Origin of the sequence: Pseudomonas sp. NBRC 111124 (assembly GCF_001320245.1) — a bacterium.
Lineage (GTDB): Bacteria > Pseudomonadota > Gammaproteobacteria > Pseudomonadales > Pseudomonadaceae > Aquipseudomonas.
Window position 1 is genome coordinate 37,647 of record NZ_BCBA01000030.1, and the last position, 12,599, is coordinate 50,245.

The following is a 12,599-nucleotide window of genomic DNA, read 5'->3' on the forward strand; positions in this document are numbered from 1 at the left end:
CTGATAGTCCCTTGCCCTATCATGCAAGGCCATCAATATGCCAAACCCAGCGATTTCCCAGCCCGGCGTTCATTACGCCACCATTGAACGCAAGATCCCCGCCTGGCTCAAGCTTGCCCCGCCCGAAACCCACCGCGCGATGCGCAACTGGCAACAGGCCCCCACCTGGCTGCCGGCAGCGATCCAGCGGCAACCGGACATCGCCAGAGCATGGCAGGAAGAACACGCCCGTCATCGCGAGCATCAGGCGCAGGTGCACAAACTGTTCGAGCAGCTACCGGACCTGGAGACCTACGCAAGCGAAACGCTGACTGCTGCCATCCGGCAGCGCTTCGGGCTTGACCTGGACGTACGCAATACCTACCTGGTCGATACCCGTCTGATCAACCCAGGCAATGCCATCGGCAGCCGTCAGGCGATCGACCGGGCCACCCGTTCGCTGCTCCACTGCGCGCTGCACAACTTCGACCAGGACGCCGCTGCAGAGCATGGCATGGACGTGCCCGGCGCCTTGCTGGAAAAGTCGGTTATCCTTGATCACCGCCGCTTCATGGGCACGGTGCCGATCACCAATGCCGTGGCAATCCCCGCCGAAGCTTTCGCCGACTTGTGCCGTACCCTCGATATCGGCGGCAAGTATTACGAGCTGTTGCATGCCATCTATTACCCCGCGAGCATGCCGCAAGCAGAGGCCGACGAAACCGCACTGGCCGTCTATGAAACCCTGGGGCGCGCCGAAGTCTCGGCGTTCAGGCAGACCCTGCATCTCGCCCGGCTCAAGGGCGATATCAGCGAACAACTGTACACCGCTGCCCTTGCCGCGCCCCTTGACCAGGCGCCGTCGACCCGCTCGGCTGTAACGTTCAGCCTGCTCAACTTGTGGGAGGCGGAACTGACCGGCGTGGTGCTCATCACCCTGCAAGCCGTCGATCATCAGGCCGTGGCCCTGTACATCCCGGAAGATAGCCTGCTGCCGCTCAAGGAGTTCACCAGCCAGGAAGCCTTGATGGCCGAGCTCGGGGAACGGCTGCAGGCCGATATCCACTATCTGGACAAACACATCGCCGACCGCGACAAAGCCTCGATCACTGCCCGCCTGAGAGACCGGCTCACCCCGCTGGGCTGGAGCATCCGAGGGGTCCGTGAGCCTGTGGTCAACCTGCATGCCACCCTGTATCCCGTAGCAACACCGTTCAGCCATGCATTCCAGGGCGTCATGGCGTTTCAGAAAGCCCAGCGCCATGAAAAAGATGCGCTGTTCCATGCCGTGCCGACCGAAATCGTTGACCGGCGCACCGCGCAGGCGCACCGGGAACTGCTAGCCGGGCGTGTACTCACCGCCCTGAACATCGCCGGTTTCTTCGTGCCCGGGCTGGGCGAGGCGATGCTGGCTGTGTGTGTGGCCCAGCTGGCTTTCGAGGTGTATGACGGCATCGAAGCCTGGGAAAACGACGAACGCGACATTGCCTATGGCTACCTGGTCGATGTCATCGAAAATGTGGCGATCATGGCGGCCCTCAGCGCGGCGGCCAAGGCCTTGCGGGAAGCGCAGGGCAGCGCAGCGGAGGCGCCAGCAGTTGATGACGTCGATGAGGAAGAACCGGAAGTAGAGCGTATTCCCGTTGAGACGCCGTCATTCATCGAGGAACTGGACGATGTGGAAATGCCCGATGGCCAGGTTAAGCTGTGGAAACCTGACCTTGCCCCGTACCGTAGCACCGAGGCGCTGCCCGCAGGCCTGGAAACGGACGCGCTGGGCCTGCGCCAGCACAACGGCAGGCACTGGCTGGTTGTGCAGGGTGAGCAATACATTGTCAGGCAGGAAGCAGCAACCGGCGAATACCGCCTGCAACATCCGCAGTACCCTGGGCGTTATCAACCACCCTTGCGGCATAACGGCGCCGGCGCCTGGCTTCTCGGAGCGGATCGGCCGCTGCGCTGGACAGGCACGCAGTTGCTGCGCCGTATCGGCCACTTGAACGCGCATTTCGACGAGGCGACGCTACAGCGCATCGTCGCCATCAGTGGTAGCGACGAAGACCAACTGCGCCGAGCCCTGGCGACCAACCAACGGCTGCCGGCATTGCTCGAAGACACCTTGCAGCGTTTCAGGCTGGACGACACCCTCCGCCTGCGTCCTGGCGCCAGCACGCGACCTGCCGAATTCCACAGGGCCTATAGCGCCCTGCCGATCGCACCCGCGCCGGGTGCCGAGGCCCTCCTGCGGGTCTACCCACGGTTGCCAGCAGTGGTGGCCAATGAACTGGCCCGCGCCGCCGACAGCAACGAACTGCAGATGCTCGACAACGGCAAGGTGTCACTGCGCCTCAACGAAGAAATTCGCGTCTACCAACAACAGATCCGCCTGGCCCGATCCTACGAAGGGTTGTACCTGTCCTGCGTGGCGAACTGGGACAGCGACCGCCTGATCGTACATACCCTGGCGCAGCTACCGGGCTGGCCCGCCGCAACTCGAGTGCGGCTGCTGCAGCGTCTGACCTGGCCGGCACAGGACTATGAGCTGGGCCCGCTGGAGGGTCACCCGTACAAAACCATTACCCACGCCGAGGCCGGGTACATCGTTCACGACGATCGCCAGCCGGATGCAGTGGTGAGCCTTTACCCCAGCCTTTATGCGGCCTTGTACCAGGCTCTGCCAGCAGCCATGACGGAAATGCAGATTGCCGACCAGCAGGCGCTCGAGCAGCTGATCAAGGAAAGCCCGTTACTCCCCCGCCCGGCGCTGAGGGCGCTGCTGCGCATGCAGCCGGTGCGCCCCGGTTACCGCTCGCCCATGCGCCTGGCCGATGGCCGCCTGGGCTACCCGCTCAGTGGCGGTGGCGCAGCTGCACAAGGCGTTAGCCGCGCACGCCTGCTCGAGGCCGTCGAGGCGACCGGGCTGGCCGCACGTACCGGCCGCTCGGCAGAGCAGATTCTGGGCGATCTTTCCCGCAGCCGAACACCGCCGCAAGTGCTCGAGCATCTGCAGACATTGCTCGAACAGCGCAACGAACTGCAAAGCCGGCTGGATGACTGGAGCGAAGCCATATCACCGGCAACTGACCAGGCAGCACGCGACTACGACAGCCTGCGCGAGTCGATCCTGCAGCACTGGTACGACATCGCGCTGGACGAAACTGCCGAGCGTGCTGCCGAGCTGCGTATTACCCGCGTCCCCCTGGTCGATATACCCCTGACCCTGCCCGACTTCTTCACCACCCGGGTGCGTAACCTGAGCCTGGTCGACCTGCCATCAGGATCCCTGGCAGGCTGGGCGCAGAACGAGCGCCTGCTGCAACGCCTGCTCGGCCAGATGCGAAACATCGAGTCACTGGAGATCAGCCGACCCTACGCCCCCAGGGCAACACCCTCGTCCTTCTTGTTCAGCGTGCCGACCATCACCGAGAGCCTGCCACGCTTGCAACGCCTGACATTGACCCATCAGAACATCGCGCTGTCCGAGAGCGACCTGAACCTGTTGTCCGGGCTTGGCCATTTGCGCTATCTGGACTTGAGCGGCAATCGGCTGGCGCCGAACAACAGCCCCAGCTTTCACGAGCTGACCCTCGATTACCTGGGCCTGAACCAGATGCAATTGTCACAATGGCCCATCGGCATCGGCAGCGATGCCCTCGGCCGCATTGGCCACCTGTCCCTGCGCGACAACAACCTCCGGGGCTTGCCTGCGTTTCTGCTCAATGAAGCAGCGACCCTGGCCACCCCACCCGTCATTTCGCTGCAGGGCAACAGCATCAATGCAAACGATCTGCAGCGCTTGCTGCTCACCGAGGGCGTCGACCTGTCCGGAATCGCCATGGACCAGCCCGTCGCGCTCAGCGAACAACTCAGCCGTATCCGCAACGAGCGCCAGCAGATGCACGACGCAATCGATGGCTGGGCCCACGCCTCCAGTTCGAGCAACCCACTGACCCAGGAGGCACTGGCGGACAGGCAGCGCATCGAGGCCGCGATCAGTGAGTTCTGGCAACAACAGGAGCGGGGGCAGCAGTACCTGCGCCTGCAACTCGAGGACGTGGCCATCGAACATTTCCCTCGACGGCTGCCGGCATTCTTCGGCGAGCGCGTACGAGCGCTGAGCTTGACACGCCTGCGTGGCAGCGCTTCGCAGCTAGACGAACTGCTGCGTCGTTTTCCCAATGTCACCCGGTTGACCATCGATGCCCACCAGGCAGCTACCCCTGCGCTGACCTCTGCCCTGGCGCGTGTATCTCAACTCACCTACCTGGAGTTTCGCAACATGGACCTGGAGGTCGACCAGTCCATGCTCGACCTCTTCGCGCGGCTGGAACACCTGACCTCGATAGACCTATCCGGCAACCGCGCGGGCAGTATCAGTCAGGTGCCCGCACAGCTGTCGCGCAACCTGCAGTCACTGGCGCTGACCAACATGAACCTGCAGGCCTGGCCAAGCTGGTGTGACAGCCTGTTGCCCCTCGAACTGCTGGACTTGAGCTCGAACAATATCAGCGAGCTGCCCGAGCACATCCTGTCCAACCTGAACAACCCGATGCCGATCTCGTCAATCGCCCTGTTCGATAACCCGTTGCCGCTAGATACCATCCTGCGCGTAAGGGCATTTTCGGACAGCCAGCACAGTTATTCCTTCGCCCTGGATATCCCAGGCAACCTGCAGTTGGTCAACTCCTCGAGTGAAGGCTCACTCGACCACCCCCACTTCCCTCTGCTGGGCGACGATACACCTAGGCTGGAGGACTGGCTGCTGGGCAACGAGGCGCAGAACGAAGCATTGCAGGATTGCTGGCAGCGGCTGGAGGACAGCGACCTGCTGCGCCTGGTGGGCCGCTTGCACAATGCTGCACCCTATGTCGACCCGAACACGCGAAACACCTTCTGCGAGCGGGTACGCCTGATGCTGGTGGCGGCGCTCAGCAACGAGGTAGAACGCGCAACGATGGAGCAGATCGCCCAGGAAGGCTTGCCCCACCCTGTGACCGGGGCGCAGACCTGCCATGATGGTGCGTTGCAGACTTTCAACAACATCGAACTGTATCTGATGAACCAGCACCTGCTGGTCGACGCAGGCGATACGTTGCAAGCGCTGCGTCGGCGTCTGCTGCAACTGTTCCGGATCGATCAGCTGGAGGAACTGGCCGAACACAGGACTGGCTCGGGAGACATAGTCTCGGTGAGACTGGCCTACCGCCGCGACCTGGCCAAGGAGCTGGACCTACCGATCGCTGACAGCATGCGTTTTCGCGGTGCAGCGAACCTGGCGCGCGGTGAGCTGACCAGCGTACTGGACAAGGTCCGCCAGCGTGAGCTGAGCGATGCACTGGTCGACTATATGCTGGCGAACAGCGACTGGACCACGCGCCTGCGCGCCGAACATGCCGATCGCTTTGCCGAAATAGAGGCTCGCTTCCGTCTGCGCGTTCTTGAGCTGGCCAGCATGGACCACCCGCTTCAGGATGAGTTGAACCTGCAGCAAGGCCTGCTGGAAGACAAGCACCACGAAGAGCAAGAGTTGCTGCGCGAACTTACCCTCGCGCAGATCAACAGCGTCGCTGACAACTGATGCCTGCTGACTGGCGACGCGCACGCCCTGCGTCGCGTCGCCGTTTTCAACCGGTGAAGGTCACCGCCCGTACCGCTCCGTGCCCCACGCCAGCATTGCCTGCAACAGCGCCCTCAGTACCTGCTGCGTCGGCCGGGCCAGGTCTTCACGGTAGGTGAACGGCTCGGTTTCATCCATATAGGTGCTTTGCGCTAGCTCCAGCTGTACCGCGTGAACATGGTTGGCCGGGGCGCCGTAATGACGGGTGATATGCCCCCCCTTGAAGCGCCCGTTGAGCACCTGGCTGTATCCTTGCGCCTGGGCACATACCGCTTGCAACCGCTCGGCCAGTTGCGGATCGCAACTGGCACCATTGAAGGTGCCCAGGTTGAAGTCCGGCAGCTTGCCGTCGAACAGGTGCGGGATCAGCGAACGGATCGAGTGGGCGTCCCACAGCAATGCATAGCCATGGGCTTCACGCAGGCGCGCCAGCTCGCTCTGGAGGGTGTTGTGATAAGGGAGCCAGATCGACTCCAGGTAGGTCTTGCGCGCCTCGGCAGTCGGCTCCAGCCCGTCCTTGAACAGCGGCTCGCCATCGAACAGCGTGGCCGGGTACAGACCCGTGGTGGCACCGGCGTACAGCGGTTTGTCGTCGTCCGGACGGTTCAGGTCGATGACGAAGCGCGAATACTCCGCCGCCACTACGCTGGCGCCCAGCTCACGGGCAAAGTCGTACAGGCGCGGGATATGCCAGTCGGTGTCGGGCAGGCTGCGGGCTTGGTCGACCAGGCCCTTGTCCACGGCCGGGGTCAGCTTGAGGCCGGCATGGGGCATGCTGATCAACAGCGGCAGGCGGCCTTGGTGGAAACTCAGTGCCTTGTCCATCGTGCCTCGCTCAGTTGGAAATTTCATGGCCCTTGCGCACCACGCGCTTGGGCAGGTCACCGCCCAGCCAGTAGGCCAGGTCGGCGGGGCGGGCGATCTGCCAGGCGACGAAGTCGGCGACCTTGCCGGCCTCCAGCGAGCCGTGGCTATCGCCCAGGCCGAGTGCCGTGGCAGCATGCAGGGTGACACCGGCCAGGGCTTCTTCAGGGGTCATGCGGAACAGCGTGCAGCCCATGTTCAGCATCAGGCGCAGCGACAAGCCTGGCGATGTGCCAGGGTTGAGGTCGCTGGCCAGGGCAATCTTCACGCCGTGACGACGCAGGGCATCCATCGGCGGCAGCTGGGTTTCACGCAGGAAGTAGAACGCGCCCGGCAGCAGCACGGCGACAGTGCCGGCCTTGGCCATGGCGATGGCATCTTCCTCGGTCATGAACTCCAGGTGGTCGGCCGACAGTGCCTGGTAGCGCGCTGCCAGGCTGGAGCCGTGCAGCGAAGACAGCTGCTCGGCGTGCAGCTTCACCGGCAGGCCCAGTTCATGGGCCTTGATAAACACCTTTTCGACTTGCGCCGGGGAGAACGCCAGGTGCTCGCAGAAGGCGTCCACCGCATCCACCAGGCCTTCAGCGGCCAAAGCGGGCAGCATTTCGTCACAGATATGCGCAATGTAGTCATCCGCCCTGCCGACATACTCCGGCGGCAAGGCGTGGGCGGCCAGACAGGTAGCGCGCACTGCCAGCGGCAGCTCGTCGGCCAGGCGCCGGGCCACGCGCAACATTTTGCGCTCGTTGGCCAGGTCCAGGCCGTAGCCGGACTTGACCTCGATCGTGGTCACGCCATCGCGCATCAACGCCTGAACCCGCTGGCGAGCACTGGCGAACAACTCATCCTCGCTGGCCGCGCGGGTGGCCCGCACGGTGCTGGCGATGCCGCCGCCCTGGGCGGCGATCTCGGCATAACTCACGCCTTGCAGGCGCTGTTCGAACTCGCCGCTGCGGTTGCCGCCGAATACCGCATGGGTGTGGCAATCGATCAGCCCCGGGGTGACCCAGGCGCCGCCCAGGTCCACCGTGCGGTCAACTTCGAACGGCTGCAGTTCGGCGCGCGGGCCGATCCACTCGATGAGCCCGGCACGGGTGACGATGGCCGCGTCCTCGATGATCGAGTAACGGCCATCACTCATGGTTGCCGCGTGGCAGTGCTGCCAGAGGGTTCTCATGTGCAATCTCCTTGACTAGCGGTGCAGCTCGGCCGGTACGTGCTTGCCTGCGCGCGGCTTGCACCACAGCAGGTAGGACGCCACCAGGAACACCACCCAGATCACGCCAACCAGCAAGGCCGCCTGGGTATCCGGGAAGTAACCGAGCACACCGAAAATGAACACCATGAAGGCAATGGCCATGGCCGGGCCGTAAGGCCAGAACGGTACCGGGAACTGCAGCTTGGCCGCTTCTTCACGGCTCATGCTGCGGCGCATGGCCACCTGAGTGACCAGGATCATCAGCCACACCCACACGGTCGCGAAGGTGGCGATGGAGGCGATCAGCAGGAACACGTTTTCCGGAATCAGGTAGTTGAGCAGCACGCCGACCAGCAGCGCCGCCCCCATCACCACCACGGTCATCCATGGCACACCGTGTTTCGACAGCTTGCCGAAGCTGCGCGGTGCATGGCCTTGCTGAGCCAGGCCATACATCATGCGGCCGGCGCCGAAGATGTCGCTGTTGATGGCCGAGATCGCGGCCGAGATCACCACGATGTTCAGCACGGCAGCGGCCGAGCCGATGCCCAGGTGGCTGAAGATCTGCACGAACGGGCTGCCTTCGCTGCCGATCTGCGGCCATGGGTACAGGCACATCAGCACGAACAGGGTCAGCACGTAGAACAGCAGGATGCGCAGGGGCACGGCGTTGATCGCCTTGGGGATGACGCGCTGCGGGTCCTTGGCCTCACCGGCAGTGACGCCGATGATCTCGATGCCACCGAAGGCGAACATCACCACGGCGAAAGAGGCGATCAGGCCACCGATGCCATTGGGCATGAAGCCGCCATGCTCGATCAGGTTGCTGATGCCCACGGCATGTTCGCCACTTACCTGGCTGAAGCCGAAGGCCATGATGCCGAGGCCGGCCAGGATCATCGCCACGATGGCGCCGACCTTGAGCAGCGACAGCCAGAATTCCATTTCGCCAAACACCTTGACGTTGCACAGGTTGAGGCCGCCGATCACGAAGACGATGCCCAGCACCCAGATCCAGCGGGCCACTTCCGGGAACCAGAAGCCCATGTAGATACCGAAGGCGGTGATGTCGGCGATGGCGACGATGACCATCTCGAAGGCGTAGGTCCAGCCGAGGATGAAGCCGGCCATGGGGCCGAGATAGGTGGTGGCGTAGTGGCCGAAGGAGCCGGCCACCGGGTTGTGCACGGCCATTTCGCCAAGGGCGCGCATGACCATGAACACTGCGGCGCCGCCAATCAGGTACGCCAGTAGCACAGCCGGGCCGGCCATCTGGATGGCCGAGGCGGAGCCGTAGAACAGGCCGGTACCGATGGCAGAGCCAAGGGCCATGAAACGGATGTGGCGGGCCGTTAGCCCGCGCTTGAGACCTTGAGCTTGTTGCATGTCACGTCCTTAAATTGTTTTTGTGGTCGTGAGGTCGATGGGGGCTGCTTTGCAGCCCTTTTTCGCGGGGCAAGCCCGCTCCTACACGCACTGTAGGAGCGGGCTTGCCCCGCGAATGGGCCGCAAGGCGGCCCCGGGATGGCATCACAGGCTAGGCAGGACACCAGCAGGCAGCAGCCCGGTCAGGCTGCCCTTGGCCAGCAGCTCGACAGCTGCCTCGATGTCCGGTGCGAAGAAGCGGTCACGGTCATAGTGCGGCACTTCACGACGCAGCGCCTGACGCGCCTGCTCCAGCTTCGCCGAAGTCTTCAGGCCTTTGCGCAGGTCCAGCCCCTGACACGCACCCAGCCATTCGATAGCCAGTACGCCACGGGTGTTCTCGGCCATTTCCCACAGGCGCTTGCCAGCAGCCGGGGCCATGGACACGTGGTCTTCCTGGTTGGCCGAGGTCGGCAGGCTATCGACACTGTGCGGGTGCGACAAGGCTTTGTTCTCGCTGGCCAGGGCGGCAGCGGTGACCTGGGCGATCATGAAGCCGGAGTTGACCCCGCCGTTTTCCACCAGGAACGGCGGCAGCTGGGACATGTGCTTGTCCATCATCAGCGAGATGCGGCGCTCGCTCAGCGAACCGATTTCGGCGATCGCCAGGGCGATGTTGTCAGCGGCCATGGCCACTGGCTCGGCGTGGAAGTTGCCACCGGAAATCACGTCGCCTTCGGCGGCGAACACCAGCGGGTTGTCCGACACGGCGTTGGCTTCGATGCCCAGCACCTCGGCGGCCTGGCGGATCTGGGTCAGGCAGGCGCCCATGACCTGTGGCTGGCAGCGCAGCGAGTACGGATCCTGGACCTTGTCGCAGTTCTTGTGCGACAGCGACACTTCGCTGGAGTCGCCCAGCAGGTCACGGAAGCAAGCAGCGGTGTCGATCTGGCCACGCTGGCCACGCACTTCGTGGATACGTGCATCGAACGGCGAACGCGAACCCAGCGCAGCCTCGACGCTCAGGCCACCGCAGGCGATAGCGGCGGCGTACAGGTCTTCGGCGTGGAACAGGCCGCGCAGGGCGTAGGCGGTGGAAGCCTGGGTGCCATTGAGCAGCGCCAGGCCCTCTTTGGCAGCCAGGGTCAGCGGCTCGAGGCCGGCGACAGCCAGGGCTTCGGTGGCCGGCAGCCACTGGCCTTGGTAGCGGGCCTTCCCTTCGCCGAGCAGTACCAGCGACATGTGCGCCAGCGGTGCCAGGTCGCCGGAAGCGCCAACCGAGCCCTTGAGCGGGATGTGTGGGTACACTTCGGCGTTGACCAGGGCGATCAGCGCATCGATGACCTTGCGGCGGATACCGGAGAAACCGCGGCTAAGGCTGTTGATCTTGAGGACCATGATCAGCCGCACCAGGGCGTCATCCAGCGGCGCGCCGATACCGGCAGCGTGCGAAAGCACCAGCGAGCGTTGCAGGTTCTCGAGGTCATGGCTGGCGATGCGGGTCGAGGCCAACAGGCCGAAACCGGTGTTGATGCCGTAGGCGGTGCGGTCTTCGGCAATGATCTGCTCGACGCAGGCAACGCTGGCGTCGATGGCCGGTGCGGCGCTGGCATCCAGTTGCAGGCGCACGGGCGCGGCGTGGATGGCGCGCAGCTGGGCCAGGGTCAGGGTGCCGGGCTTGAGGGTCAGTACGGTCACTTCGCTACTCCAATTTTGTCAGGGGCCCGCAGGCCCCTCTTGTTATTCAGTATCACTCAAAGCGCAGCGATCAGCCCGTGATCATTGGCAGGTCGAGGCCCTGCTCCTTGGCGCAGTCGATGGCGATGTCGTAACCGGCATCGGCGTGGCGCATGACGCCGGTCCCCGGGTCGTTGGTCAGCACGCGGGCGATACGCTCGGCAGCTTCATCGGTACCGTCGCAGACGATGACCATGCCCGAGTGCTGGGAGAAGCCCATGCCCACGCCGCCGCCGTGGTGCAGCGAAACCCATGTGGCGCCGCCTGCGGTGTTGAGCAGGGCGTTGAGCAGCGGCCAGTCGGAAACGGCGTCGGAGCCGTCGCGCATGGCTTCGGTTTCGCGGTTCGGGCTGGACACCGAGCCGGAGTCCAGGTGGTCACGGCCGATCACCACTGGCGCCGACAGCTCGCCGCTGCGCACCATTTCGTTGAAGGCCAGGCCCAGCTTGGCGCGCAGGCCCAGGCCAACCCAGCAGATACGTGCCGGCAGGCCCTGGAAACTGATGCGTTCGCGGGCCATGTCCAGCCAGCGGTGCAGGTGGGCATCGTCCGGGATCAGTTCCTTGACCTTGGCGTCGGTCTTGTAGATGTCTTCGGCCTCGCCGGACAGCGCCGCCCAGCGGAACGGGCCGATGCCGCGGCAGAACAACGGACGGATGTAGGCCGGGACGAAGCCTGGGAAGTCGAAGGCGTTGGCCACGCCCTCTTCCTTGGCCATCTGGCGGATGTTGTTGCCGTAGTCGAAGGTCGGGATGCCCTGCTTCTGGAAGTCGAGCATGGCCTGCACGTGCACGGCCATGGACTGCTTGGCGGCCTTGACCACGGCAGCCGGCTCGGTCTGTGCGCGGTCACGGTACTGTTCCCAGGTCCAGCCGGCTGGCAGGTAGCCGTTCAGTGGGTCGTGGGCGCTGGTCTGGTCGGTGACCATGTCCGGGCGCACGCCACGCTTGACCAGCTCTGGCAGGATTTCGGCGGCGTTGCCGTGCAGAGCGATGGAGATCGCCTTGCCTTCGGCGGTGTATTTGGCGATGCGCGCCAGGGCGTCATCAAGGTCAGCGGCCTGTTCGTCGACATAGCGGGTTTCCAGGCGGAAGTCGATGCGGCTCTGCTGGCATTCGATGTTCAGCGAGCAAGCACCGGCCAGGGTTGCCGCCAATGGCTGGGCGCCGCCCATGCCGCCAAGGCCCGCGGTCAGTACCCACTTGCCTTTCAAGCTGCCGCCGTAGTGCTGACGACCGGCTTCTACGAAGGTTTCGTAGGTGCCCTGGACGATGCCCTGGCTGCCGATGTAGATCCAGCTGCCGGCGGTCATCTGGCCGTACATGGCCAGGCCCTTGGCGTCCAGTTCGTTGAAGTGTTCCCAGTTGGCCCAGTGCGGCACCAGGTTGGAGTTGGCGATCAGCACGCGCGGGGCGTTGCTGTGGGTCTTGAACACGCCGACCGGCTTGCCCGACTGCACCAGCAGGGTTTCGTCGTCTTCCAGGCGGGTCAGGGTCTCAACGATCTTGTCGTAGCAGGCCCAGTTGCGTGCGGCACGGCCGATGCCGCCATACACCACCAGCTCTTTCGGATTTTCCGCGACCTGCGGGTCGAGGTTGTTCATCAGCATGCGCAGTGGCGCTTCGGTCAGCCAGCTTTTGGCGGTCAGCTTGTTGCCACGTGGGGCACGGATTTCAACGTCACGGTATTTGTTGTTGTCGGTCACGGGAAGGTCCTCGGCGGTTGTCCGCGGGCAGATGTGTCGTGGTAGATATACAAACACATCTTTACTTGTATGTACAAGCATGGACAACCAAATTTAACGAACCACTCCTCCGAATTCATGAATGCACTGGGGCC

At 64.0% G+C, this 12,599-nt stretch carries 6 protein-coding genes; 1 reads left to right on the plus strand and 5 read right to left on the minus strand.

All coding sequences use genetic code 11. From position 1 onward, the window contains the following. The first annotated feature begins 37 nt into the window (after positions 1 to 37). The gene (locus APH28_RS12685; protein WP_256249263.1) at positions 38 to 5,557 is read left to right on the plus strand and encodes a dermonecrotic toxin domain-containing protein; all 5,520 of its coding nucleotides are present in this window, start codon (positions 38 to 40) and stop codon (positions 5,555 to 5,557) included. A gap of 60 nt (positions 5,558 to 5,617) precedes the next feature. On the opposite strand, the gene hutG is transcribed toward APH28_RS12685, so the two are convergent. From hutG to hutU, 5 genes are all read right to left on the minus strand, one after another. Continuing rightward, the gene (gene hutG / locus APH28_RS12690) at positions 5,618 to 6,421 is read right to left on the minus strand and encodes an N-formylglutamate deformylase (RefSeq protein ID WP_060509783.1); all 804 of its coding nucleotides are present in this window, start codon (positions 6,419 to 6,421) and stop codon (positions 5,618 to 5,620) included. A 10-nt stretch (positions 6,422 to 6,431) separates the two neighbouring features. Then, positions 6,432 to 7,637, minus strand: a complete 1,206-nt coding sequence (hutI, locus tag APH28_RS12695) for an imidazolonepropionase (protein WP_060509785.1) — start codon at positions 7,635 to 7,637, stop codon at positions 6,432 to 6,434. A gap of 15 nt (positions 7,638 to 7,652) precedes the next feature. Further along, positions 7,653 to 9,044, minus strand: coding sequence for an amino acid permease (locus APH28_RS12700; RefSeq protein ID WP_060509787.1), 1,392 nt, complete (start codon positions 9,042 to 9,044; stop codon positions 7,653 to 7,655). Between the two features lie 144 nt (positions 9,045 to 9,188). After that, the gene (gene hutH / locus APH28_RS12705; RefSeq protein ID WP_060509789.1) at positions 9,189 to 10,721 is read right to left on the minus strand and encodes a histidine ammonia-lyase; all 1,533 of its coding nucleotides are present in this window, start codon (positions 10,719 to 10,721) and stop codon (positions 9,189 to 9,191) included. A 70-nt stretch (positions 10,722 to 10,791) separates the two neighbouring features. Then, positions 10,792 to 12,465: a urocanate hydratase gene (gene hutU / locus APH28_RS12710; protein WP_060509791.1), complete on the minus strand. Its 1,674-nt coding sequence runs from the start codon at positions 12,463 to 12,465 to the stop codon at positions 10,792 to 10,794. Positions 12,466 to 12,599: the final 134 nt, after the last annotated feature.